General features: G+C 73.2%; 25 protein-coding genes. 18 read left to right on the top strand and 7 right to left on the bottom strand.

All coding sequences use genetic code 11. The features are described from left to right. Positions 1 to 8 precede the first annotated feature (8 nt). Positions 9 to 395 carry a VOC family protein gene (locus tag CHF15_RS10315; RefSeq protein WP_089223367.1) on the bottom strand — a complete coding sequence of 129 codons (387 nt, stop codon included), beginning with the start codon at positions 393 to 395 and terminating at the stop codon, positions 9 to 11. A 74-nt stretch (positions 396 to 469) separates the two neighbouring features. Between CHF15_RS10315 and CHF15_RS10310 the strand changes: the two genes are divergently transcribed. Next, entirely contained in the window at positions 470 to 1,306 is an 837-nt protein-coding gene (locus CHF15_RS10310; RefSeq protein WP_089223366.1) for a hypothetical protein, read from the top strand. Positions 1,307 to 1,346: 40 nt separating this feature from the next. Continuing rightward, a complete protein-coding gene (locus CHF15_RS10305) occupies positions 1,347 to 1,892 on the top strand; it encodes a GNAT family N-acetyltransferase (RefSeq protein WP_089223365.1) in 546 nt (181 codons plus the stop codon). A gap of 37 nt (positions 1,893 to 1,929) precedes the next feature. Here CHF15_RS10305 and CHF15_RS10300 read toward each other — a convergent pair whose 3' ends face one another. After that, positions 1,930 to 2,625: a glycerophosphodiester phosphodiesterase gene (locus tag CHF15_RS10300; RefSeq protein ID WP_089223364.1), complete on the bottom strand. Its 696-nt coding sequence runs from the start codon at positions 2,623 to 2,625 to the stop codon at positions 1,930 to 1,932. Between the two features lie 228 nt (positions 2,626 to 2,853). Here CHF15_RS10300 and CHF15_RS10295 point away from each other — a divergent pair, with 228 nt between their 5' ends. Genes CHF15_RS10295 through CHF15_RS10285 form a run of 3 tightly spaced genes read left to right on the top strand, consistent with a single transcriptional unit; the run spans position 2,854 to position 6,139 of the window. Further along, positions 2,854 to 4,272 (top strand): DUF6421 family protein, encoded by a 1,419-nt coding sequence (locus CHF15_RS10295; protein WP_410169627.1) that lies wholly within the window; start codon positions 2,854 to 2,856, stop codon positions 4,270 to 4,272. 26 nt (positions 4,273 to 4,298) lie between these two features. Then, a complete protein-coding gene (locus CHF15_RS10290) occupies positions 4,299 to 5,063 on the top strand; it encodes an SDR family oxidoreductase (protein WP_089223576.1) in 765 nt (254 codons plus the stop codon). Continuing rightward, entirely contained in the window at positions 5,042 to 6,139 is a 1,098-nt protein-coding gene (locus CHF15_RS10285; RefSeq protein ID WP_089223362.1) for a threonine aldolase family protein, read from the top strand. The genes CHF15_RS10290 and CHF15_RS10285 overlap by 22 nt, the downstream gene beginning before the upstream one ends. Positions 6,140 to 6,246: 107 nt before the next feature. Here CHF15_RS10285 and CHF15_RS10280 read toward each other — a convergent pair whose 3' ends face one another. Together CHF15_RS10280 and CHF15_RS10275 are read right to left on the bottom strand one after the other, a co-directional pair. Continuing rightward, the gene (locus CHF15_RS10280) at positions 6,247 to 6,516 is read right to left on the bottom strand and encodes a chaplin (protein ID WP_089223361.1); all 270 of its coding nucleotides are present in this window, start codon (positions 6,514 to 6,516) and stop codon (positions 6,247 to 6,249) included. A 37-nt stretch (positions 6,517 to 6,553) separates the two neighbouring features. Beyond that, positions 6,554 to 7,726 (bottom strand): sialidase family protein, encoded by a 1,173-nt coding sequence (locus tag CHF15_RS10275; protein ID WP_089223360.1) that lies wholly within the window; start codon positions 7,724 to 7,726, stop codon positions 6,554 to 6,556. A gap of 293 nt (positions 7,727 to 8,019) precedes the next feature. Between CHF15_RS10275 and CHF15_RS10270 the strand changes: the two genes are divergently transcribed. Beyond that, positions 8,020 to 9,414, top strand: coding sequence for a peptidase C39 family protein (locus CHF15_RS10270; RefSeq protein WP_089223359.1), 1,395 nt, complete (start codon positions 8,020 to 8,022; stop codon positions 9,412 to 9,414). A gap of 10 nt (positions 9,415 to 9,424) precedes the next feature. Here the strand turns inward: CHF15_RS10270 and CHF15_RS10265 are convergent, their stop codons facing one another. Further along, entirely contained in the window at positions 9,425 to 11,344 is a 1,920-nt protein-coding gene (locus tag CHF15_RS10265; RefSeq protein ID WP_089223358.1) for a M48 family metallopeptidase, read from the bottom strand. 86 nt (positions 11,345 to 11,430) lie between these two features. Further along, complete coding sequence (locus CHF15_RS10260; protein ID WP_089223357.1) at positions 11,431 to 13,092, bottom strand: IclR family transcriptional regulator domain-containing protein; 1,662 nt, start codon at positions 13,090 to 13,092, stop codon at positions 11,431 to 11,433. A 146-nt stretch (positions 13,093 to 13,238) separates the two neighbouring features. Between CHF15_RS10260 and CHF15_RS10255 the strand changes: the two genes are divergently transcribed. The 11 genes from CHF15_RS10255 (at position 13,239) to CHF15_RS10205 (ending at position 23,151) form a co-directional block, all read left to right on the top strand. After that, positions 13,239 to 14,009, top strand: a complete 771-nt coding sequence (locus CHF15_RS10255) for a CoA transferase subunit A (RefSeq protein WP_089223356.1) — start codon at positions 13,239 to 13,241, stop codon at positions 14,007 to 14,009. Next, positions 14,009 to 14,665, top strand: coding sequence for a CoA transferase subunit B (locus CHF15_RS10250; RefSeq protein ID WP_089223355.1), 657 nt, complete (start codon positions 14,009 to 14,011; stop codon positions 14,663 to 14,665). Before CHF15_RS10255 ends, CHF15_RS10250 begins: the two co-directional genes overlap by 1 nt. Further along, positions 14,662 to 15,855 (top strand): thiolase family protein, encoded by a 1,194-nt coding sequence (locus tag CHF15_RS10245; RefSeq protein WP_089223354.1) that lies wholly within the window; start codon positions 14,662 to 14,664, stop codon positions 15,853 to 15,855. The genes CHF15_RS10250 and CHF15_RS10245 overlap by 4 nt, the downstream gene beginning before the upstream one ends. A gap of 10 nt (positions 15,856 to 15,865) precedes the next feature. Next, positions 15,866 to 16,648 carry a protocatechuate 3,4-dioxygenase subunit beta gene (gene pcaH, locus CHF15_RS10240; RefSeq protein WP_089223353.1) on the top strand — a complete coding sequence of 261 codons (783 nt, stop codon included), beginning with the start codon at positions 15,866 to 15,868 and terminating at the stop codon, positions 16,646 to 16,648. Continuing rightward, positions 16,645 to 17,223: a protocatechuate 3,4-dioxygenase subunit alpha gene (gene pcaG / locus CHF15_RS10235; RefSeq protein ID WP_089223352.1), complete on the top strand. Its 579-nt coding sequence runs from the start codon at positions 16,645 to 16,647 to the stop codon at positions 17,221 to 17,223. The genes pcaH and pcaG overlap by 4 nt, the downstream gene beginning before the upstream one ends. Then, positions 17,192 to 18,616 (top strand): 3-carboxy-cis,cis-muconate cycloisomerase, encoded by a 1,425-nt coding sequence (pcaB, locus tag CHF15_RS10230; protein WP_179279725.1) that lies wholly within the window; start codon positions 17,192 to 17,194, stop codon positions 18,614 to 18,616. Before pcaG ends, pcaB begins: the two co-directional genes overlap by 32 nt. Positions 18,617 to 18,647: 31 nt before the next feature. After that, positions 18,648 to 19,829: a bifunctional 3-oxoadipate enol-lactonase/4-carboxymuconolactone decarboxylase PcaDC gene (gene pcaDC / locus CHF15_RS10225; RefSeq protein WP_089223350.1), complete on the top strand. Its 1,182-nt coding sequence runs from the start codon at positions 18,648 to 18,650 to the stop codon at positions 19,827 to 19,829. 8 nt (positions 19,830 to 19,837) lie between these two features. Next, the gene (locus CHF15_RS10220; RefSeq protein ID WP_089223349.1) at positions 19,838 to 21,019 is read left to right on the top strand and encodes a 4-hydroxybenzoate 3-monooxygenase; all 1,182 of its coding nucleotides are present in this window, start codon (positions 19,838 to 19,840) and stop codon (positions 21,017 to 21,019) included. Positions 21,020 to 21,102: 83 nt separating this feature from the next. Next, complete coding sequence (locus tag CHF15_RS10215) at positions 21,103 to 21,813, top strand: molybdopterin-dependent oxidoreductase (protein ID WP_089223348.1); 711 nt, start codon at positions 21,103 to 21,105, stop codon at positions 21,811 to 21,813. Then, positions 21,797 to 22,447 (top strand): cytochrome b/b6 domain-containing protein, encoded by a 651-nt coding sequence (locus CHF15_RS10210; RefSeq protein WP_089223347.1) that lies wholly within the window; start codon positions 21,797 to 21,799, stop codon positions 22,445 to 22,447. The genes CHF15_RS10215 and CHF15_RS10210 overlap by 17 nt, the downstream gene beginning before the upstream one ends. 254 nt (positions 22,448 to 22,701) lie before the next feature. Further along, entirely contained in the window at positions 22,702 to 23,151 is a 450-nt protein-coding gene (locus CHF15_RS10205; RefSeq protein ID WP_089223346.1) for a phospholipase, read from the top strand. 63 nt (positions 23,152 to 23,214) lie between these two features. Here the strand turns inward: CHF15_RS10205 and CHF15_RS10200 are convergent, their stop codons facing one another. Next, positions 23,215 to 23,712, bottom strand: coding sequence for a peptidylprolyl isomerase (locus CHF15_RS10200; RefSeq protein WP_018562386.1), 498 nt, complete (start codon positions 23,710 to 23,712; stop codon positions 23,215 to 23,217). Between the two features lie 93 nt (positions 23,713 to 23,805). Here CHF15_RS10200 and CHF15_RS10195 point away from each other — a divergent pair, with 93 nt between their 5' ends. After that, positions 23,806 to 24,438, top strand: a complete 633-nt coding sequence (locus CHF15_RS10195) for a GNAT family N-acetyltransferase (protein WP_089223575.1) — start codon at positions 23,806 to 23,808, stop codon at positions 24,436 to 24,438. Positions 24,439 to 24,472 lie beyond the last annotated feature (34 nt).

Here is a 24,472-nt window from a genome sequence, read left to right as displayed (position 1 = left end):
GAGGGGGCCTAGGGGCGGTAGCGCAGCGGGTGATCGGCCGGCACCTCCACCACGCAGATCTCGATCCCGTCGGGATCTTCGAGCCACATCTCGACCAGCCCCCACGGCTCACGGACGGGCTCCCGCACGATGCGCACCCCGCGCCCGGCGAACCGCCGGTGGCACTCCGCGACGTCCTCGACCTGGAGCCACAGCCGCAGCCCCGGGGCGGGCGGCCCGTCGGCCTGCCCCGAGACCTCCAGGAAGCCCCCGCCGAGGAAGAACACGGTGCCGCGCTCCTCCCAGGGCCCGAACTCGCGGTAGACCGCCAGCCCCAGGTCGTCGCGGTAGAAGGCGCGGGACCGCTCGAGATCCGTCGGCCGCAGCAGGATCCGGCTGCTCAGTACGTTCGTCACGGGCCCGAAGCTACCCACGCGCCGCCGGGAAAACCGGCTGACACGAGGTCCCCGGCTGCGCGAGGCTGCCCACCATGGACCACGGCCCCGGCGCGATCGCCCCGCTGTTCACGACCTGCACGCGCTGCGGCGCCGAGGCCGGCTACCACGCCGGTGTGTGCGTCATCGACGGCGTCCTGCACTGGAGCGTGGAGGGCGGCTGCGAGACATGCGGGGCCGGCGAGGTGGGGCGCGGACGCGGCGAGGTCCCCGAGCACGTCAGCGCCGCCCTGGTCGCCGCCCACGGCGAGGTGGTGGTGCGCGCCGAGCCGCTGCCCGCAACCGTGGGCGCGCGTGCCTTCAAGACGGTGCGCGAGGTCTTCGGTGTGCCGCTCGCCGAGGTCCGCGGACGGCTGCGCGCGCTCGCCGCGGAGGGCGAGCGGGGCACGGAACCCGAGACGGCGCTGCTCGCCGCCCGCCTGAGGGAGGGCGGGTTCGCCGTCACCCTGGAGGCCGGGGAGCCGCCCACGGGCGAGAAGCGCTTCGTGCCCATCGCCCCCGGCCGCCGCTGGCCCGCAAACCCGGCCGCCCACGGCCTACCGGTCCTCACCGCCGCTCCCGCCCGTGTCGGCCGCGGCAGGGGCCGCGAGGTGCCCCTTGTCCCGGGGAGCCTGCCCGAGGAGTTGCGCGAACCGCTCGCCGACTACCTCGCGGCGGGCCGGGTGCTCGTCGTCGCTGCGGGCCCCGCCCCGGATCCGCTGGCCGAGGGGCCGTACGAGTACGTCAGCGTCGGGCGGGCCACCGACGGCACCTGGGCGTGGGACCTGGCCTGGGAGCAGTGGGTGCGCCGGCGCGGGTGCGCGCCGTCCGAGGAGTTCGTGCGCCATGTCCGGGCCAGGGGCTTCGTGCCGCCTCCCGATACGACCGGCTAGCCTCGGGACGAACCGCCGCCGCCGAGAGGACGCCCCCGCCATGGAGACCGCACAGCCCGTCGCCCGCCCCGTCTTCCGTACCGCCACGCGGGAGGACGTCCCCGCGCTCGTCGCGCTGATCGAGTCCGCGTACCGCGGTGAGTCCAGCCGTACCGGGTGGACGACGGAGGCGGACCTGCTCGAAGGACAGCGCACCGATCCCGAGGGCGTGGCGGCCGTCATCGAGGGCGAGCGCAGCCTGATCCTCGCGGTCGAGTCGGACGGCGCCGTCGTGGCCTGCTGTCAGCTGGAGAACCGCGACGGGCACGCCTACTTCGGGATGTTCGCCGTGCGCCCGGCCCTGCAGGGCGGCGGCTTGGGCAAGCTGGTGCTCGCCGAGGCGGAGCGGCGGGCCCGCGAGGAGTGGGCGGCGGACGAGATGCACATGACGGTGATCACCCAGCGCGCGGACCTGATCGCCTGGTACGTGCGCCGCGGCTACGTGCGGACCGGCCGTACCAGCCCCTTCCCGTACGGCGACGCGCGGTTCGGGCTGCCCACCCGCGACGACCTCGCCTTCGAGCTGCTGGTGAAGAACCTCGCCTGAGCCGCCCCACCGCCCACCTGGCCCGGCCCGGGCCGGGTCACCAGTCGGTGAGGCCGCCCTCGACCGCGCGCTTGACCGCCGGCATGTCGGTGACGACGCCGTCCAGGCCGAGCGCGCGCGCCAGCGCGAGGTCGGCCGGGGTGTTCACGGTCCAGGAGATCACCGAGATCCCCGCGCGGTGGCACTCCTGCACCAGCGCCAGGCTGATCCGCCGCAGGCTCAGGCTGACGAGCCTCGCGCCGACCGCCTGGGCGCGGGTGACGATCTCCGAGCCCATCGGGCCCTGGGCGACCAGCACGGTGCGCGCGTCGGGCAGCAGCTCGCGGATCTCGGCGAGCGCCTCGTCGTGGAAGGACAGCACGTCGACCCGCTCGACCAGGTCGCGCTCGCGCATCACGCCGGCCAGCACCCGGGCCGCCGCGACGTCCTTGATCTCGGCCTGGATCGGCTTGGTGACCGCGTCCAGCACGTCCTCGAACACCGGGATGCGCTCGCCGTGACCCGCGTCCAGATCGCGCAGCTCGTCCAGGGTGAAGTCGCCGATCAGCCCGGAACCGTCCGTGGTGCGGTCGACCTTCACGTCGTGCATGACGATCAGGGCGCCGTCCTTGCTCAGGTGCAGGTCGAGCTCGATCTGGTCCATGTCCTCGCGCTCGGCGCGAAGGAAGGAACGGAGGGTGTTCTCGGGCTCGACGCCCATGACACCGCGGTGGCCGACGGTGAGAAAGCTCAAAGGGGATCGCTTCCGTGCTGGGTGCTGCGGGTGGTCGACGGACGGTCGGCAGCCTAGCGGGCCCTTGCGGCGCAAGGCCGAACGCGGGATGAACGGCGCGGCCGCCCGCAGGAAGATCCACGGTCCGGGGCCTTCTCCGCGGAAGAATCTCCTCCGCCTCCACTTGAACGGGAGAAGCTGCCGTATATACGGTGAGCTGACAACAGGTTCTTCAGCGAAGGAGGGGTCATGACGGAAATTCTGTCGCCGGTAGCGGCATCGATGGACAGCGCAGCCACCAGCGAGACCGGTGTGTCCGGCGGCGGCATTGTCCGGCACCCGGCCTGGGCGGTCCTGAAGCAGGCGGTGGAGGAGATCCGCCCCTGGCAGAGCAAGGACGGCTCGATCGACTTCTCCGCGGAGGGCGCGCCCGGGCGCGCCGACGCCGAGAGCGCCCTGGACCGGGCGGTCCGCGCCGTCGAGGACCTCTCCCCGCTCGTGCCGCACGACAGGGCCTACCACGAGGCCCTGGTCGTGGACCTGCGCCGCTGGGCCGAGGGCGGCTTCGCGGTGCCCGACTTCCTCGACTCGCTGCTGGCCTTCCACCCCGCGGCCGACCGGCAGGACGGCCTGGAGCACCTCGTGGTGTTCCCGATGTACACGCAGAACGGCAACCCGGACCGCAACCTGGAGGCCGTCGCGCTGCGCGTCGTCTGGCCGGAGTGGCTGTCCGAGCTGGAGCGCACCCGCTACGACAACCCCCTCTTCGTGCCGATCACCTTCGAGGACTTCACCCCCGGGTACGACACGAACTCCGCCGTGCTCTTCCCGGAGACCGTCGCCGTCCGCGAGGCGCCCGAGCGCTTCACCTGGGGCGGCATCTTCTGCGACCGCGAGGCCGCCCGCTTCCGCGCGGTGAGCCGCGCCGCCGTGGACACCCTGGGCCTGGAACTCCCCGAGGACGCCGTCGAACTCCTCGGCGACCAGGACCTCAGCCAGCAGACCTTCGTGCTGTGGGACATGATCCACGACCGCACGCACAGCCACGGCGACCTGCCCTTCGACCCCTTCATGATCAAGCAGCGGCAGCCGTTCTGGATGTACGGACTGGAGGAGCTGCGCTGCGACCTCACGACCTTCAAGGAGGCCGTGCAGCTGGAGGCCGAGGGCCACGGCATGGGCCGCTACGTCCAGTACGCGGTCCTCTTCGACCGCCTCTTCCGCTTCCCGGTCACCGGCGACCGCGTCCGCAACTACGACGGCCTGGGCGGCCAGCTGCTCTTCGCCTACCTGCACAAGCACGACGCCGTACGCTGGACGGACAACAGGCTCCACATCGACTGGCAGCGCGCCCCGCAGGTGACCACCCAGCTGTGCGCCGACATCGAGAAGCTGTACCGGGACGGCATCGACCGCCCCAAGCTGGTGCACTGGTTCGCCGCCTACGACCTCGTCGCAGACTACCTCTCGCCGCACCCCGGTTCGGTCTGGGCCAAGGGGCCGGAGGCCCTGGACCTCGACCAGCCGCCGCGGAAGCTCGTGGACGACGTGCTGCCGGACGAATTTCCGCTCAGCATGTTCTACGAGGCCCTGGCGAAGAAGCTGCGTGATGTGATCGCCTCGACCAAGGGCATCACGGCCCACGGCACCGGCCAGGTGGCCGCGTGACCGATTCAGGCGAGGAGGCGGCGGAGATGACGGAAGCCAACGAGGCGGCCAGGGGACCCCTGGCCGGAGCCGTGATCGCGGTGGCCGGGGCCGGCGGCCCCGCCGGACGCGCGACGCTGCAGCGGCTCGCCCGTGCCGGCGCCTGGGTCATCGCCGCCGACGCCAACCCGGAGCGGCTCGCCGAGGCCGTGGACCTGGCCCGCTTCGACGCGGGTGGCGCCGGGATCACCGGGGACATCGTCGACCTGCTCGACCTGGACGCCACCCGCGAGTGGGCGGGCCGCATCGAGAAGGAGCACGGCCGGATCGACGGCATGGTCCACCTGGTCGGCGGCTGGCGCGGTTCGGCCTCCTTTCCGGAGACCGACCTCGCGGACTGGGACTTCCTGGAGAAGCTGCTGATCCGCACCGTGCAGCACACCTCGCTGGCCTTCCACGACGGACTGCTGTCCAGCCCCGTCGGTCGCTACGTGCTGATCAGCGCCGCCGGTGCCACCCAGCCCACCGCGGGCAACGCGGCGTACGCCGCGGCCAAGGCCGCCGCCGAGGCGTGGACGCTGGCGATGGGTGACTCCTTCCGCAAGCTCGCGGGGGAGCGGGTCCCGACCGCCGCCGCCACCGTCCTGGTGATCAAGGCGCTGGTGCACGAGCAGATGCGCAAGGAGCGCCCGAACGCGAAGTTCGCGGGCTTCACCGATGTGACCGACCTGGCCGACGCCATCGCGGACGTGTGGAACCGGCCCGCCGAAGAAGTGAACGGAACCCGCCAGTGGCTGACACCCCGCCCGTGACCGCACTCCAGACCGACGCGGTCCGGCACCACGACCCCCGCGTCCGGGGCTTCGCCAGCGACAACTACGCGGGCGTCCACCCCGAGGTGCTGGCGGCGATCGCGCTCGCCAACGGCGGTCACCAGGTCGCCTACGGCGAGGACGACTACACCGCCCATCTGCAGGACGTCTTCCGCGGCCACTTCGGCCCGCGGGCCGAGGCCTTCCCGGTCTTCAACGGCACCGGCGCCAACGTCGTGGCCCTGCAGGCGCTCACCGAGCGCTGGGGCGCGGTCGTCTGCGCCGCCTCCGCCCACATCAACGTGGACGAGGGCGGCGCCCCGGAACGGATGGGCGGCCTGAAGCTGCTCACCGTGCCCACCCCGGACGGCAAGCTCACCCCTGAGCTGATCGACCGGGAGGCCTGGGGCTTCGACGACGAGCACCGCGCGCAGCCGCAGGTCGTCTCGATCACGCAGTCCACCGAACTGGGCACCTGCTACACGCCCGAGGAGATCCGCGCGATCTGCGACCACGCCCACGAGCGGGGCCTGGCCGTCCACCTCGACGGCTCGCGGATCGCCAACGCCGCGGCCACCCTCGGGGTGCCGCTGCGCGAGTTCACCACGGACGCGGGCGTGGACGTGCTGTCCTTCGGCGGCACCAAGAACGGGCTGCTGCTGGGCGAGTGCGTCGTGGTGCTGAACCCGGAGCGGGTGCGGGCGATGAAGCACCTGCGCAAGCTGTCCATGCAGCTCGCCTCCAAGATGCGCTTCGTCTCGGTGCAGTTCGAGGCGCTGCTCACCGGCGACCTGTGGCTGCGCAGCGCCGGCCACGCCAACGCGATGGCCCGGCGCCTGGAGTCGGCCGTCCGCGCCGTCGAGGGTGTCACCGTCGTCCGTCCCGTACAGGCCAACGCGGTGTTCGCGCGGCTGCCGCGCGAGGTCGGCGAACGGCTGCAGAAGCGCTACCGCTTCTACTTCTGGGACGAGTCGACCGGTGAGGTCCGCTGGATGTGCTCGTTCGACACCACCGAAGAGGACGTGGATTCCTTCGCGGCGGCGCTGGCCGAGGAAATGGCCGCCCATTCCGCCTGAATCCGTCGTCCGCTTCGCGGGGCACCGCATCACAAAGCCCGAGGGGCGTACGGGATTTCCCGTACGCCCCTCGGTGCGTCATTCCGCGCCCCTCATCGGGCGCCGGATCACGCGTTGACGCAGACGTTGCCGGCCGTGGGGTTGAGCAGCCCGACGATGTTGATGGTGTTGCCACACAGGTTGATCGGCACGCTCACCGGAATCTGGATGACGTTGCCGCTGGCGACACCGGGCGAGCCGACGGCGGCGGCCTGGGCCGAGGCACCGCCGTGGTCGTAGCCGCGACCGTGGTCGGACGCGGCGGCGGCACCGGCGGCCCCCAGCACGGTGGCGCCGGCGACAGCAGTCAGGGCCGCGGCCTTGGCGATGCGCATCATTCGTTCTCCTTATGGAAGATCGCTCTGTGGACCCTGCTCAACGACCCGCCGTGGGGCCGGGTGTGGGAATCCACCCGTTCGGCCCTTGCGTCAACCGCGTAAACGTCACCGACTCGTACGGGGAGGTGATTCCGGTCTCGTAGAGCAGGCCGACCGTGCCGTCGGCGAGTTCGACGAGGTCGGAGTAGGCCGCGGGGAGGTCGCTGACGGGGGGTCCCGACGTCCACGACGCGCCCTGGTCGCCGCTGACCCGGAGGGTCATCAGGCGGCGCTTGGCGGGGTCGGCCGGGCCCGAGTACACCAGGGCCCCCGCGTGGGTGCGCAGTACGCTGCCCTGCACCTCGGGGCCCTCCAGGGTGCCCTGGGGCCGGAAGACGCCGGTGATCGTGAGCCCGCCGTCCGGACTGTAGGCGTCGGCGCGGGTGGGGGCGGAGAACCCTTTGTCGTCACGGCTGTTGACGTAGACCCGGCCGTCTGGGAGTTCGGCCATGGTGCTCTCGTTGAGGTTGAGCCAGTCCCCGGGAAGCGCCTGGACGAAGCCGATGTGCCAGTTCTGCCCGCCGTCGTCGCTGTACAGGGCGTGGGCTCCGTGCACCGTCTCGCCGGCCAGGACGGACGTGTGGTTGGCGGGTACCAGCAGCCGTCCGGCGTGCGGGCCGCTCCTCAGGGCGATGGCGTGCCCCGGACCGGTCGCGTACCAGCGCCAGCCCGGGGGTTTGACCGTGGACGTGATGTCGCGGGGCGGGGACCAGGTCATGCCGCCTGAGTCGCTGTGCAGTTCGTGGACCAGCCGTTCCTTGCCGGTGCCGCGGCAGATCAGCAGGACGACGCGGCCGGTGCGGGGATCGACCACCGGGGCCGGGTTGCCGAAGGTCTCGGTGCCGGCGTCGGCGATCACCTGGAGGGGTTCCCAGGTGCAGCCACCGTCGTAGGAGCGCCGGAGCACGACGTCGATGTCACCGTCGTCCGCCGCCGAGTTGCGCCGTCCCTCGGCGAAGGCGAGGACGGTGGTCCCTCCGATGCGCACGACCGCCGGGATCCGGAAGGTGTGGTAGCCCTGCGTCCCGGACCGGAAGGGCACCGAGGTCGTGCAGGCCACCGGGAGCGGCGTCACCGCCTCGCCCAGCGACGCCTGCCATCCGGTGGCGCCGGTGAGCAGCAGGGCGAGACCGGCCAGCGTGTGCCGGCGTCCGGCGGCGGCGAATGTCATCGGGCGATTCCTCCGGGGCGGCGTGCGGTCGGCCGGCGGCGCCACATTCTCATCGGTCCGCCCGGGTCGCGGTATGACACTCCGTTCGATGCTTTTCCGGTAGTTCAATATGAGGAATTAGGCCGAAACGGGCAGCGATATGCTTGACGATTCACCGGGGCCGGTCTTTCTCTGTGTCAGAGGTATCGACCAATGAATGTGCCCGGATCCTTTCGGGGGTGCTGGTCGAAAGGCCCGCGTGGAGCGATAGTTGTGCACCTGTCGTCCATGCCCATGACAGGGGGACACCCGCCATGACCCGACCGACCCCGCGTCGAACGGTGCTGGCCGCCGCCATCGCGGCAGCCACCGCGGCGGCGACCGCCCCGCGGGCCTTCGCCGCGTCCGACGCGGATGCGTGCGACCTCGCCGACGAGGTGGCGGGCACGCCTGGCGCCCACGACGGCGACGCGGCCCCCGTGGACTACCGCGCCTGGACGCGATGGGCCGACTGGCACCGCGGGCGGGACTCCGGCACGGGTGTCGTGCCCGGCCCGCGCCCCGGTGTGGCCATCCTGCGCCCCACGGGCACGGTGGAGTACACCGACCCGCACACCCGGATCACCGCCCCGTGGGAGACCGCCACCTGGACCTCTCCCGAGCACACCCCGCGGCACCCGGCGACCGAGATCGTCGCCTCCTGGAACGCCCGCACGCCTCCCGGCACCTGGATCCAGGTCGAGTTGCGCGCCACCTACACCGACGGCAGCCGCTCCCCGTGGTTCGTGATGGGCCGCTGGGCCTCGGGTGACGCGGACATCAGGCGCACCTCCGTCGACGACCAGAGCGACGGCAGGAGCAGCGTCTGGACCGACACGCTCTCCGTCGACGATCCCGCCTCGGGCCTGCGGCTCGCCTCCTACCGGCTGCGGCTCACCCTGCTGCGGACCCCCGGCTCGCGGGTCACCCCCACCGTCTGGCGGCTCGGTGCGATGGCCTCCGACATCCCCGACCGGTTCACGGTGCCGGCGTCCGTGCCGGGCGTGGGACGGGGGATCGAACTGCCCGTGCCGCGCTACTCGCAGGAGATCCACAAGGGCCAGTACCCGCAGTACGACAACGGTGGCGAGGCCTGGTGCAGCCCGACGGGCTCGCAGATGGTGATCGAGTACTGGGGCCGCGAACCGACCGCCGCCGACCTGGCCTGGGTCGACCCCTCCTACGCCGACCCCCAGGTCGACCACGCCGCCCGCTTCACCTACGACAGCCAGTACGAGGGCTGCGGCAACTGGCCCTTCAACGCTGCCTATGCCGCGACCTACCGCGACATGGTGGGCGTCATCACCCGGCTGCGGGGCATGGGCGACGTCGAACTGCTGATCAGGGCGGGCATCCCGGTGATAACGTCCCAGTCCTTCCTCGCCACCGAACTGGACGGCGCGGGGTACGGGACCTCCGGGCACCTGATGTGCGTCGTCGGCTTCACCGCCGACGGCGACGTGATCGCCAACGACCCCGCGAGCCCCGACGACGCCTCGGTGCGCCGCGTCTACAAGCGGTCGCAGTTCGAGACCATTTGGCTCAGGACGAAGCGCTACACCGCCGACGGGCAGCTGCGCAGCGGCACGGGCGGCGTCTGCTACCTGTACTGGCCGCTGCGGCCCTCCGGCCGCCAGGCCCGGGCACTGCAGCGGATCGGGGTCCTGTAGGGCGCCGCGATCACCGGGCCGGAAGGGGCGTGAGCGGCGGCACCAGGTCGGAGATCCGCGGGACCGGGCGCAGCGAGAAGCCGATGCTCGGGACGGGCAGCAGGGATGGATCGTACGTCGGGAAGTACGAGGGGTAGGCCGTCCGCCGGTTCCAGGACGGCGGGTAGGGGTTCGAGGAGGGGTACAGGGCCGGGCAGTCCGGGACGCCGTCGACGTAGGGGCAGCGGATCCCGGGTGGCGTTTGCGTCTCGCCGTCGTCGGCTATCCCCACGAGGACCCCGACGAAGACGGCGGCCCCGATCGTCCACAGACCGACACGGGTCTGGCGCTTCCGCTGCTCCTCCGCGTCGGGGTCGACCACGATCGTGAACCGCCGGCCCTGGAACGACGGCTCCTCCGCGTCGCCCGCCGGCTCCTCCAGCCACGGATTCGCCGGGTCGGGCGGCCCCGAGCGGTCGGGGTCCACGTCAAGGAGCGTGAGATGGAGCCGCAGCCGGTCGAGGACGGGCGGTTCGGAGAGCGCCTCCGCGACGAGTGACCGCAGTCCGTCGTCGGCCAGGCCGTCGCACACGAAGCGGGTGCCGCCGCCCCAGAGCGGGACCCAGGAGGCCCGCCCCTCCCTGAGCAGGGTGTGGCCCACCAGCGCGTACAGGGACTCCGAAAGCTCCTCGCGGGTGCCGTCGAACTCCCGGACCAGCGGCGCCGGTCCCTCGTCGGCGAGCAGACGCAGCACGGTGTCCAGCCCCGGGAGCCGCTCCCCGGTCGCACGCGACGCGGCACGCAGCAGGTCCCAGGCGCGCGTACCGGCGGCGCGGTTGGCGGTGAGCTCGATCCAGCGCTCCCAGGGCAGGGTCGTCAGGCTGTGGGCCAGCGGACCGCGCAGCTCGGTGAGCACCCGGCCCGGATTCTCGGGCAGCAGCCGGAGCGCCCCCGTCCCGTCGTCCTCCCCGGGCGGGACGTCGAGCTCCTCCAGGCGGCGCAGCCGCAGGCCGAGCGGGGGGTGGGAGTCGCGCCGGTGCGGGCGGGTGCGGTCGTCGTCCACCGGTTCGCGACGCACGCCCAGCTCGCCGAGGAGCGAACGGAACGCCAGATACGGGTTGTCCGGGTGCAGTCCCGCCAGGGCGGACGGATCGAGCCACTCCCGACGGAACCTCCGCCATGCCGTCGCGGTGCCGTGCGTCGCGCGCAGCGCGGACGCCGTCACCTCCCGGCCGGCGAGGGCGGCCGCCGTGCGGTCGGCCTCCAGTTCCTGGTGGCGTCGTACCGCGAAGGTGAGCCACCGGAAGGCCAGCGTGTACAGCCGGACGGAGCCGCGCACCACGAGGTGCGGGAGCGAGAACCACTTCCTGCCGGTGTCCCACTGCCCGAGCGTCGTGGCCAGTGCCACGTCGCACCGGTACGCGACGGCGCCGAAACGCGTGTGGCGGTGGGAGAAGTGGCCGAACTCGTGCGCCAGCACGGCCCGCAGCTCCGCGTGGGTGAGGCTCGCCAGCAGGGGCAGGCCCAGGTGGAGCCGCCGCTGCCCGGACAGCAGGCCCAGCGCGGCCCCGTCCTCCGACACCGAGGCGTTGGCGTCCCCGGTCAGCAGCAGCACGTCCGGCGGGCGTGCCCCGACCCGCCAGGCGATGCCGGTGGCCAACTCCCACAGCGCGGGGGCCTCTTCGCGGGACACCGGCACAGCGTCGGCGCGCAGGGGCGCCGACCGGGTGATCGCGCCCAGCCCCTGGGCCATGGTCAGCAGCAGGGGGACGGCCGCCGCCGCGATGAGGACACCGCGCATCGCGAGGTCCGCCTGGCCGTCACGCGCCGCCAGCAGGAAGAGCGCGAGCATTCCGAGGACGCCGAGCCCGAGCCCCCCGATCAGCACGACCAGCCCCGCCAGCAGCACGATCGCCAGCAGCGCCCGTAACGACGCCCACACCGTGCTCATCGCGCACCCCCTCGCGTCCCCGCGTCCCCCGTGTCCCTCGATGATGCCCTCTCGCGGACGCCGCGGACCACTTGTCCACAGGCTCCTCAGCCGGCCGGCACGCGCGCGTAACGGCCCGCCACGCGCAGGTCGTCGCCGATGCGCGCGGCGGCCTCGAGGAGCGGGGGCAGCAGTTCGGAGCGCGACTCCTCCACGGAGCGGCGGCTGGCGTGCATGGAGACGTTGATCGCCGCCACCACCCGGCCGCCGCGGTCGTGGACGGGGACGGCGATGGACCGCAGGCCCTCCTCCAGTTCCTCGCTGACCAGGGCGTGCCCGTCGGCGGCGACTTCGTCGAGGACCCGGGCCAGGTGCGGTGCGTCCGTGACGGTGTACCGGGTCAGCCGCGTGAAGCCGGTGCGCCCGAGGTGTGCCGCGCGTTCCCGCTCGGGCAGTCCCGCCAGCAGCACGCGCCCCATCGCGGTCGCGTAGGCGGGGAAGCGGGTGCCGAGCGTGATGTTGACGCTCATGATGCGGACGGTGGGGACGCGCGCCACGTACTGGATGTCCTCGCCGGACAGCACCGCCATCGACGCGGAGTCGTGCACCGTCTCGACCAGTTCGATCAGATGGGGCTGGGCGATCTCGGGGAGCGTCAGCCGCGACAGGTGGGCGCAGCCCAGCTCCAGCACATGCGGGGTGAGCCGGAACAGGCGCCCCGCGGAGGCGACGTAGCCCAGGTGCTCCAGGGTGATCAGGGAGCGCCGCGCGGTGGCCCGGGCGAGTCCGGTCGCCTCGGCGACGGCGGTCAGGGGGAGTTCGCCCCGGCCCTCGCCGAAGGCGGTGAGCACGGTGAGCCCGCGGGCCAGCGACTCCACGAACTCCGGCCCGAGTTCCTGCTTGGAGGCCCGCGTCCAGGCGGCGGGGGACGCGCCGGCCGGGGAGGGGGCGGGTGCGCCGGCGGGCCGGGAGAGGGCGTCCTCCATGGCCGTGACCGTCTCCCGCAGCCGGGGCAGCACGGCCTCGCGCAGCGACGCGGCGCTGTGCCTGCTGGTGTGGCTGACCACGCTCACCGCGCACACCGGCCGCCCGGCGCCGTCCCGTACGGGCACGGCGACGGCGATCAGTCCCGGTTCGATGAGCTGGTCGTCGGCCGACCAGCCGTGGGCACCGGCGGCGGCGACCCGCTCCGCGAAGGAGGCGGCGGCGTCGCCGTGTCCGCGCGGCAGCGCGGGGAAGCCGGTGTCCTGCGGGTCCGCGGCGCGGCGGCGGCGCCAGCGCTCCCAGTCGGCGTCGTCCCAGTCGCCGGCGAAGAGCGCACCGGGGGCGCCGCGCTCGGCGGGCAGCTGGTCGCCGATGCGGAAGGTCAGGGACATCGCCCGGCGCCGGGTCGCCTGGTGGACGAAGCGGACCCCGTCGCCGTCCGGCACGGCGATGGACACGGACTCGTCCAGGAAGTCAGCGAGGGCGTCTGCGAGCGGTCCCAGCAGGTCGGGGAAGCGGCTGGCGGCTAGGTAGGCGTTGCCGAGCTCCATCAGCCGGGGGGCGAGAACGGCGTCGCGGCCCTCGACCCGCAGGTACCCGGTGCGGACGAGGGTGCTGACCACCCGGTCCACCGTGGAGCGCGCCAGGCCGGTGGCGCGCACGAGGTCGCCGACCGAGCGGCGGCCGTCCGCCGCTGCCAGCTCGCGCAGCACCGCCAGTCCCCTGACCAGGGGGCCCACCGCCTCCTGCGGCGGGGGAGCGGTCGCGGTGGTCAGCGGTGTCATCAGCACTCCAGCGTGGCGAAATGTCGTCGAAACCGTACCGCCCCGGAACGTTGACAGAGCGGGCGCCCGAGGATCAGACTCAGGCACGAGTAATTGTGAACTTAAGTTCACTGGACGAACAAGACGAACGAGAAGGTGGACGCAGGATGGACAAGGTGGTCGCCTCGGCCGCTGAGGCCGTAGCGGACGTCCAGGACGGCGCTTCGCTGGCGGTCGGCGGCTTCGGCCTGAGCGGCGTGCCGAACACGCTGATCCAGGCGGTGTACGAAGCCGGGGTCGGCGGCCTCGCCGTCGTCTCCAACAACTGCGGCGCCCTCGACTCGGGCCTCGCGGTGCTGCTCGCCGCGCACCGCATCGCCCGCGTGACCGGCAGCTACATCGGGGCCAACAAGGAGTTCGCCCGCCAGTACCTGGCCGGCGAGCTGGAACTCGAACTGATCCCGCAGGGCACCCTGGCCGAGCGCCTGCGCGCGGGCGGCTGCGGCATCCCCGCCTTCTACACCCCGGCGGGCGTCGGCACCCAGGTCGCCGAGGGCGGCCTGCCCTGGCGCTACGACGGGGACGGAGGCGTGGCGCTGGCCTCCCCGCCCAAGGAAGTGCGCGCCTTCGACGGCGCCGAGTACGTCCTGGAGCGCGGCATCACCACCGACTTCGCCCTCGTGCGCGCCGCCAAGGGCGACCGCCACGGCAATCTGGTCTTCAACAAGTCCTCCCGCAACTTCAACCCGCTCGCCGCGATGGCCGGCCGGATCACCGTCGCCGAGGTCGAGGAACTCGTCGAGCCCGGCGCGATCGACCCCGACCAGGTGCACCTGCCCGGCATCTTCGTCCAGCGCGTGGTCGCGCTCACCCCGGAGCAGGCCGCCGACAAGAAGATCGAATTCCGTACCGTCACCGCCAGGGAGGTGCCGGCCTGATGGCCTGGACACGCGACGAGATGGCCGCCCGCGCGGCCCGGGAACTGCGCGACGGCGAGTACGTCAACCTCGGCATCGGCCTGCCGACGCTGATCCCCAACCACCTCCCCGAAGGCGTCGAGGTCGTCCTCGAGTCGGAGAACGGCATCCTCGGCACCGGCCCCTTCCCGTACGAGGAGGAGGTCGACCCCGACCTGATCAACGCCGGCAAGGAGACGGTCACCGTGCTGCCCGGCGCGGCCTTCTTCGACTCCGCGCTCTCCTTCGGGATGATCCGCGGCGGTCACATCGACACCGCCGTGCTCGGCGCCATGCAGGTCTCCGCCGGCGGCGACCTGGCGAACTGGGCCATCCCCGGCAAGCTCGTCACCGGCATCGGCGGCGCCATGGACCTGGTGCACGGCGCCCGGCGGGTCATCGTCACCATGACCCACACCGCCAAGGACGGCAGCCCCAAGATCCTCCGGGAGTGCGCGCTGCCGCTCACCGGGAAGGCCTGCGTGGACCGGATCATCACCGACCTGGGCGTCCTGGACGTCACCGACGGGGGACTCGTCCTCGTGGAGACCGCACCCGGCGTCACCACGCAGGAGATCCTGGAGAAGACCGCGGCCCCGGTGCACGTCGCCGTCGCCGCAGAAGGGAGCGCCCGATGAGCGGGCAGCTGCGTGAGGTGTACATCGTCGACGCCGTCCGTACCCCGGTCGGCAAGTACGGCGGCGCCCTGTCGAAAGTGCGCCCCGACGACCTCGCGGCGCACGTCGTGGCCTCGCTGGTGGCCCGTACGCCCGAGCTCGACCCGGCCAGGATCGACGACGTCTTCTTCGGCGACGCCAACGCCGCGGGTGAGGACAACCGCAACGTCGCCAGGATGGCCGCACTCCTGGCCGGGCTGCCCGTCACCGTCCCCGGCACCACGGTCAACCGGCTCTGCGGCTCCGGCATGGAGGCCGTGATCCAGGCCGCCCGAGCCGTGGCCGTCGGCGACGTCTCCGTCGCCGTCGCGGGCGGCGTGGAGTCGATGAGCCGCGCCCCCTGGGTGCTGCCCAAGCCGGAACGCGCCTTCCCGGTGGGCCACCAGGAGATGTACTCCACCACCCTCGGATGGCGCATGGTCAACCCGAGGATGGACCCGCGCTGGACCATCCCGCTGGGCGAGAGCGCCGAGCTGATCGCCGACCGGCACGGCATCACCAGGGAGCAGCAGGACGCCTTCGCCGTGGCCAGCCACGAGAAGGCGGCCCGCGCCTGGAAGGACGGCCTGTACGAGGCCGAGGTCGTCCCGGTCGACGGCGTGGACCTGGCGCGCGACGAGACGATCCGCGACAACACCTCCATGCAGGCGCTCGCCCGGCTGAAGCCCGCGTTCCGCAAGGACGGCGGCACCGTCACGGCGGGCAACTCCTCGCCCCTCAACGACGGGGCGGCGGCCCTGCTCATCGTGGACGAGGAGGGGCTGAAGGCCACCGGCCGCGAGCCGCTGGCCCGCGTCCGCGCCTCCGCCGTCACCGGCATCGAGCCCGACTACTTCGGCCTCGCCCCCGTCGAGGCCGTCCGCAAGGCACTCGCCAAGGCCGGCAAGGGCTTCGGCGACCTCGGCACCGTGGAGCTGAACGAGGCCTTCGCCGCACAGGTGCTCGGCTGCCTCGCCGGATGGCCCGAGCTCGACCCCTCCCTCGTCAACCCGCGCGGCGGCGCCATCGCCGTCGGCCACCCGCTCGGCGCCTCCGGCGCCCGCATCGCCGGGGCGGTCGCGCACCAGCTCGCGGCCGCGGGCTCCGGCACCGGCCTCGCCGCCCTGTGCATCGGCGTCGGGCAGGGACTGGCCCTCGTCCTTGAGAGGTAGGAGTCCCCGCATGAGCACTCCCCTCACCCAAGGTGACGTCTCCGCCGAGATCGCCGACGAGCGCGCGGCCTACGCCAAGCGCCTCGCCGACGGCGGCGCCGCCCGGGACCACCCCGACCGGGCCTACGCCCCCTACCGCAGCAGTGTGCTGCGGCACCCCAAGCGGCCGTTGGTGGCGGCGGGAGCGGCGGCCGGCGACCCCGAGGCGGTCGAGCTCTCCGGGCCGGTCTTCGGCGTCACCGACGTCACCGCACTCGACCACGACCTGACGCGGCAGCACCGTGCCGAGCCCCTGGGCGAGCGCATCAAGGTGACCGGGCGCGTCCTGGACCGAGCCGGCCGCCCCGTGCGCGGGCAGCTCGTCGAGATCTGGCAGGCCAACGCCTCCGGCCGCTACGCCCACCAGCGCGACGACCACCCCGCCCCGCTGGACCCCAATTTCACGGGCGTCGGCCGCACCCTGACCGGGGAGGACGGCTCCTACGAGTTCGTCACCATCAAGCCCGGCGCCTACCCCTGGCGCAACCACGTCAACGCCTGGCGCCCGGCGCACATCCACTTCTCGCTGTTCGGGCCGGCGTTCACCCAGCGCCTGGTCACCCAGATGTACTTCCCCGGCGACCCGCTCTTCGCGTACGACCCGATCCTGCAGTCCGTCACCGACGACTCGGCGCGGCAGCGCCTGATCGCGGCGTACGACCACGACCTGTCCACCCCCGAATGGTCGCTCGGCTACCGCTGGGACATCGTCCTGGACGGCCCGGCCGCCACCTGGATCGAGGAGGGCCGATGAGCGCCGAGGCACCCGCTCCCGGCCCCACGCCTTCGCAGACCGTGGGCCCCTTCTTCGGCTACGCGCTGCCCTTCCCCAAGGGCGGCGACCTCGCCCCGGCCGGGCACCCGGACACGATCACCGTCCACGGGTGGGTCTACGACGGTGCCGGGCAGCCCGTCCCCGACGCTCTCATCGAGGTCTGGCAGCCGGCACCCGACGGCTCCCGCCACGGCGCCCCCGGCTCGCTGCGCCGCGACCCGGTCACCGGCGCGGTCCTGGGGCGCGACGGACCGGCCTTCACCGGCTTCGGGCGCATCGCCACCGACGCGGACGGGCACTATGCGATCCGCACGCTGCCGCCCGGCGGCGTGCCCTACCTGTCGCTGATCGTCTTCGCCCGCGGTCTGCTCCACCATCTGCACACCCGCGTCTACCTCGGGGACGCCGAGGGCGACCCGCTGCTCGGCTCCCTGGCGCCGGAGCGGCGCGCCACCCTGGTCGCCACTCCTGAGGGCGGGCGCGTCCACCGCTTCGACGTAAGGCTCCAGTACGACGGAGTCCATGAGGAGACGGTCTTCCTTGCCTTCGACTGACCCCGCCGCGGACGTCGGCCTGCTCTCCCCGGTCCGGGCCGGATCGGCCGCCGAGGAGGCGACCGGGGACGCCGCCTTCGTGCGGGGCATGCTCGACGCCGAGGCCGCGCTGGCCCGGGCGCAGTCCGCACTCGGGCTGGCACCGGCCTTCGCCGCGGCCGCGGTGACCGCCACCGCGGCCGAGCCCGGCCGGTTCGACCCCCGCGACCTGGCGCTGCGCGCCCGGGCCGGGGGCAACCCGGTGATCCCGCTGGTGGCCGACCTGACCGCGGCAGTGGGGGAGCGGGACGCGAACGCCGCGTCCTATGTGCACCGCGGCGCCACCAGCCAGGACATCCTGGACACCGCCGCGATGCTCGTCGCGTCCCGTGCGCTGCGCCACGTCCTGGACGATCTGGCCGCCGCGGCCGAGGCGTTGGGGCGGCTCGCCGCGGAGCACCGCGACACCCCGATGGCGGGACGCACCCTGACGCAGCACGCCGTCCCCACCACCTTCGGACTCAAGGCGGCCGGCTGGCGCTCGCTCGTCCTGGACGCGCACGACCGCCTGACCGCCGTCCACGGCGCCCTGCCCGCGCAACTGGGCGGCGCCGCGGGCACGCTCGCCGCCTTCGGCGCTTTCGCCGAGGCGGACGGCGCCGCCCCGGGCGCCGCCGCCGCTCCGCGACTCCTCGCCGCCTACGCCGCCGAGACCGGGCTGGCGGAGCCCGCGCTGCCCTGGCACACCCTGCGGACCCCCGTCGCCGACCTCGCCGGGGCCCTCGCCTTCACGGCGGGCGCGCTCGGCAAGGTCGCCGCCGACGTCCTGGTGCTGTCGCGCACCGAGATCGGCGAGGTCTCCGAGGGCGCGGGCGGCGGTTCCTCGGCCATGCCCCACAAGGCCAACCCCGTCCGCGCCACGCTCATCGCCGCCGCGGCCCGCCAGGTGCCGGCGCTCGCCGCCGTGCTGTACGGCTCCCTGGCCGCCGAGGACGAGCGCCCGGCGGGTGCCTGGCACGCCGAATGGCAGCCCCTGCGCGAGGCCCTGCGCCTCGTCGGCGGCGCGGCCCTGGACACCGCGGAACTCGCCGCGGGCCTGCGCGTCCGCCCGCAGCGCATGCGCGAGAACCTCGACGCGACCAGGGGACTGGTGGTCACCGAACGTCTCGCCGCGGCCCTGGCCGCTCTCATGGACCGCGGCGAGGCCAAGTCCGCCCTCGCACGCGCCTCCAGGCGCGTCGCCGAGGAGGGGATCACCCTCGACGACGCCCTGGCGCGGGACCCGGTCCTCGGCGGCCTCCTCCCCGAAGGCCGCCTGCGCGAACTCACCGACCCCACCCGCTGCACCGGCTCCGCGGGCGCGCTCGCCGACCGCGCCCTGCGCCGCCCCGGCCCCGCGGGGACGTCCTCGTGACGGCCCCCGCCCCCTTCCGCGAGGAGCCCGCATGAGCACGCCGTACGAGGCCGTGGAACCGCGACTGCCGCACCACCGGGTGGACGGCGCCCCGGGCCTGCCGCCGCTGATCCTCGGCCCGAGCCTGGGCACCTCCCTCGCCGTGTGGGACCCGCAGGTCCCGGCCCTGGCCCGCGGTCACCGCGTCATCCGCTGGGACCTGCCCGGCCACGGCGGCAGCCCCGCCTCGCTGCTCCCCGAGGACGGCACCGTCGAGGACCTGGCGCGCGCGGTGCTGGCCCTCGCCGACGCGCTCGGCGCCGAACGCTTCGCCTACGCCGGCATCTCCCTCGGCGGCGCCGTGGGGACCTGGCTCGCGATCCACCACCCCGAACGGGTCACCGCGCTCGCGATCGTGTGCTCCTCGGCGGACTTCGGCGACCCGGACCGCTGGCGTGAACGCGCCGGCCTGGTCAGGGCGAAGGGCACGGGACCAGTCGCCGACACTGCCGCCGGGCGCTGGTTCACCCCGGACTTCGGCGGCGCCCCCGCCGTCAGTGCCCTGGTGGACGACCTGCGCGCCGCCGACCCGGAGGCGTACGCCACCCTCTGCGACGCCCTCGCCGCCTTCGACGTACGCGCCGACCTGCCCCGGATCACGGCGCCCACCCTCGTCGTCGCGGGCCGCGGCGACCCGGCGACCCCGGTCGCGGACGCCCGTGTCCTCGCCGACGGCATCCCCGGCGCGAGCCTCACCGAGGTGGCGCACGCCGCGCACCTGGCCGGCGTCGAGCGTCCGGCCCCCGTCCTCGCCGCACTCCTGCAGCACTTCGCCACCGAGCCCGCCGCCGACGACGGCGCCCGCCACACCGAGGGCATGGCCGTCCGCCGCGCCGTGCTCGGGGACGCGCACGTCGACCGGGCGATCGCCCGCACCACCGCCTTCACCGCCCCCTTCCAGGACCTCATCACCCGCTACGCGTGGGGCGAGATCTGGACCAGGCCGGGCCTGAGCCGCGGGACCCGCAGCTGCATCACCCTCACCGCGCTGGTGGCCCACGGCCACCTCGACGAGCTGGCGATGCACGTGCGCGCGGCCCGGCACAACGGCCTGACCCGGGAGGAGATCCAGGAGGTCCTGCTCCAGTCCGCCGTCTACTGCGGGGTTCCCGCGGCCAACGCAGCGTTCGCCGTCGCGAACCGCGTCCTCGAGGAAGAGCAAGAAGAGGAGTAGGAGAACACATGCAGCACCACACCACCGTCGGCATCATCGGTGGCGGCCCCGCCGGCCTCCTGCTGGCCCGTCTGCTCCACAACCACGGCATCGACTGCGTCGTCCTGGAGAGCCGTGAACGCGACTACGTCGAGCAACGCCAGCGCGCCGGGATCCTGGAACAGGGCACGGTCGACGTGCTGCGCTCCTGCGGCGCGGGGGAGCGGCTGGACCGCGAGGGCCTGGTCCACGACGGCATCGAGCTGCGCTGGAACCGCCGTTCCCACCGGGTGGACTTCCCGGCGCTCACCGGGGGCCGGCGCGTGTGGGTCTACGCCCAGACCGAGGTCGTCAAGGACCTGATCGCCCTCCAGCTGGCGGAGGGCGCCCCGCTGCTGTTCGGCGCCCATGTGCACGCGGTGGAGGGGGCCGACACGGACCGTCCGGTGGTCCGCTACCGCCACGAGGGCCGGGAGAAGACCCTCAGCTGCGACTACGTGATCGGCTGCGACGGCTTCCACGGCGTGACGCGTTCGGCGTTCCCGGAGCAGGCCCGGCGGACGTACGAGCGGGTCTACCCGTTCTCGTGGCTGGGCATCCTCGCCGACGTCGCGCCGTCCTGCGAGGAGTTGATCTACGCCCACTCGCCCCGCGGCTTCGCGCTGCACAGCATGCGTTCCCCCGAGGTCAGCCGGCTCTACCTGCAGGTGCCCAACGGCACCGACCCCGCCGATTGGTCCGACGAGCGGATCTGGGACGAACTGGAAGCCCGCTTCGCCGTGGACGGGGACTGGAAGCTGGAGCGCGGCCCCGTCACCTCCAAGGCCGTGCTGCCGATGCGCAGCTTCGTGACCGAGCCGATGCGCTGGGGCCGGGTCCTGCTGGCCGGCGACGCCGCGCACATCGTGCCGCCGACCGGCGCCAAGGGCCTCAACCTGGCCGCCGCCGACGTCATCGTGCTGGCCCGTGCCCTCGCCCACCTCGAGGAGACCGGCTCCACTGCCCTGCTCGACGCCTACTCCGACACCTGCCTGCGGCGGGTGTGGCGCGCCGAGCACTTCTCCTGGTTCATGACCACGACCCTGCACACCGACCCGGCGCAGAGCGACTTCGACACCCGGCTGCAGATCTCCCAGCTCGACCGGATCGCCGCCTCCCCGCACGCGGCGGCAGAACTCGCGGAGAACTACGCGGGCCTGGAGATCGGCTAGGCCAGGGGCCGGACCTCTTACGCCTTGCTTACGTGCGGCCCCGGCGGTCCGCGACCGCACCGCGCGGGATTACCGTGAGAGCCATGGAAGACAAGGGCACGCCGGTCGGCCGGCGCGTGGTGCTCGGGATGCTCGGGCTGGGCGCCCTGGGGGTGGCGTTCGGCAGCCGCGCGCAGGACGGCCTGGACTCGGCGCTCTCCCAGGTGGCGGGGAAGGACCCGACCGGGCTCAGCGGACTGCTCCCCGGGGGCGGCGGCTTCCGCATCTACAACGTGGCGAACTCCGTCCCCCACCGGGACGCGACCGACTACCGCCTCACCGTCTCCGGCCTCGTCGACCGGAAGGCCACGCACACCCTGGCCGACCTGCGGGCGATGCCGCAGACCCGGCTGGTGCGGGACGTGCAGTGCGTGACCGGGTGGCGCGTGCCCGGTACGCCCTTCGAAGGGGTGCGGCTGTCCCACCTCCTCGATCTCGCGGGGGTGCAGGACGGTGCCGGGGCCGTCCGCTTCACCTGCTTCGACGGGGTCTACAGCGAGAGCCTCACCCTCGAACAGGCCCGCAGGGAGGACGTCCTGGTCGCCCTGAGGATGCAGGACAAGCCGGTCAGCACGGCCCACGGCGGCCCCGTGCGGCTCTACGTGGCGCCGATGTACTTCTACAAGTCCGCCAAGTGGCTCTCGGGCATCGAGGTCACCCGCGACGTGCGGCCCGGCTACTGGGAGCACTACGGCTACGAGGTCGACGCCTGGGTCGGCCGCTCGAACGGACGCCACGATGACCCCACGTCCTGAGAGGGTGCGCCGCTTCACCCGCGGCGAGCGCCGGGTGCACCGCGCGACGGCCGCCCTGATGCTCGTCTGCCTCGTCACGGCGGCGGCCCTCTACCTGCCTCCGCTCGCCGAACTCGTGGGCCGCAGGCGGCTGGTGGTCGCCGTCCACGAGTGGTCCGGCATCGCCCTGCCGCTGCCGGCCCTCCTGGGCCTCGCCTCCCGCGCCTTCCGCCGCGACCTGCGGCTGCTCAACCGGTTCGCCCCGTACGACCGGGACTGGCTGCGCGACGCGCTGCGCCGCGTGCCCCGCGACCGGCGTGCGGCGGGCAAGTTCAACGCGGGGCAGAAGCTGTACGCGTCCTTCGCCGCGGGCGCGGTGCTCGTCATGCTCGGCACCGGGCTGCTGATGATGTTCCCGCACCTGAGCGGTGTGGTGTGGCGGACCGGCGCGACCTTCGTCCACGACTGGCTGGCCCTGGCGGTGGCGGCCGTGGTGGCGGGACACCTGTGGATGGCGGCCGATGACCCTCAGGCGCGTCTGGGGATGCGCACGGGGTTCGTCACGCCGGAATGGGCGCGTCGCCGGCATCCGCGGTGGGAGTACGCGGAGCCGGGCGAGACGGGTGAGCCGGGGCCGCCCGACACCGGCGCGTAGTGGGAGACATGCGGCCCGCGGGGTCCGCGGGGAACTGAACCAGACAACGGTTTCGGCCTCTTGACGTGCCGCCGACGATCACGGTCGGCGGCGCGTCGTCATGTTCATGTAATTTTTTCCGTCCGGCATCTACTCGCATAGACCCCTGCGGCTCCATCCTGGCTTCGCACACCAGTACCACCTGTTCGGTTCCGCATCCGGTTGCACCCCCATGCCCGCGCGTCACAACGCGCCCGTCAGTGACTGGAGTCCCCATGCGCCGAATCACGACCGGTTTCGCCGCCACCGCGGTCGCCGCCGTCGCCACCGTCGTCCTCGCCGTCCCCGCCCAGGCCGCTCCCGCCGACAAGGCCCAGGTGCTGGCCAGTTGGACCCAGACCAGCGCCTCCAGCTACAACACGTGGTGGTCCGCCCGCGGCAACCAGGGTGCCTGGGCGGCCTACGGCTTCGACTGGTCCACCGACTACTGCAGCAGCTCCCCGGACAACCCCTTCGGCTTCCCGTTCCAGAACTCCTGCGCCCGCCACGACTTCGGCTACCGCAACTACAAGGCGATGGGCTCCTTCTCCGCCAACAAGAGCCGCCTCGACAGCGCCTTCTACGAGGACCTGAAGCGCATCTGCGCCAACTACGGCGGCGCCACCGCGACCGCCTGCAACAGCACCGCCTGGACGTACTACCAGGCGGTCAAGGCCTTCGGCTGACCCGCGGAACACGGCGGCCCGGCACCGGGAGCTCCGGTGCCGGGCCGCTACCGTGCGACAGGGTCAGGCGACCGTGCCGGACTTGGCGATCTCGATGCGGGCGCTGGTGGCGCCGGTGCGCGAGCCGAGCGACTCGACCTTCTTGACGACGTCCATGCCCTCGACGACCTCGCCGAAGACCACGTGCTTGCCGTCGAGCCAGTCGGTGACGATCGTGGTGATGAAGAACTGCGAGCCGTTGGTGTTCGGGCCCGCGTTGGCCATGGAGAGCTGGCCGGGCTTGGTGTGCTTGAGCTGGAAGTTCTCGTCGGCGAACTTCTCGCCGTAGATGCTCTTGCCGCCGGTGCCGTTGCCGGCGGTGAAGTCGCCTCCCTGGAGCATGAAGTCGGGGATCACACGGTGGAAGTGCGAGCCCTCGAAGCCGAAGCCGTGCTCGCCGGTCGCGAGCTCACGGAAGTTCCGCGCGGTCTTGGGGACCACGTCGTCGAACAGGGTGAACACGATCCGTCCGGCGGGCTCGCCGTCGATCGTGATGTCGAAGAACACGTCGTTGCTGTTCATGCCCCCATTTTCGCATCCGTGACGCCCGGCCTCCGACGCGCCCCGCGGAAACGCGCTTGACGGGTGCCCCGGCAGGACACCACCATCCGGGGCATGCCCGAATCCGTGATCTTGGAAGGCCGGCACGTCCGCCTGGAGCCGCTGAGCGCCGCCCACACGGACGGGCTGCTGCGCGCCGCCGGCGAATCCCGCGACACCTACGCCTACACCAAGGTGCCGGAGGACCGTGAGGCGATGGCGCGCTACATCGAGGAGGCCCTCCAGGACCAGGCGAGCGGGGCCGCGCTCCCCTTCGCCGTACGGGACGTCCGGCGCGAGGTCCTGATCGGCTCCACCCGGTTCCTGGACCTCGACTACTGGACGGCCGCCCCCGCCTGGCCCGCGGGCCGCTCCGTGCCCCGCAGCGGCGCGGTGCCCACCGTCGCCGAGATCGGCAGCACCTGGCTCGCCGCCTCCGCCCAGCGCACCCCCTGCAACACCGAGGCGAAGCTGCTGCTGCTCACCCACGCGTTCGACGTGTGGGGTGTGTTCCGCGTCACCTTGAAGACGGACGCGCGCAACGCGCGTTCCCGGTCGGCGATCGAGCGCATCGGCGGCCGCTTCGAGGGCATCCGCCGCGCCCACACCCTTGCCGTGGACGGCACCGTCCGCGACAGCGCGTACTACTCGGTCGTCGCCGAGGAGTGGCCCGGTGTCCGCGCCGCGCTGGAGGCCCGTCTCGCCTGAGCCCGGCGGCGTACGCGAGGACGGGCCGGCCCTC

Origin of the sequence: Actinacidiphila glaucinigra, from assembly GCF_900188405.1 — a bacterium.
GTDB lineage: Bacteria > Actinomycetota > Actinomycetes > Streptomycetales > Streptomycetaceae > Actinacidiphila > Actinacidiphila glaucinigra.
Note: the sequence above shows the minus strand (reverse complement) of the source record. Positions and strands in the feature narration are given on the sequence as shown.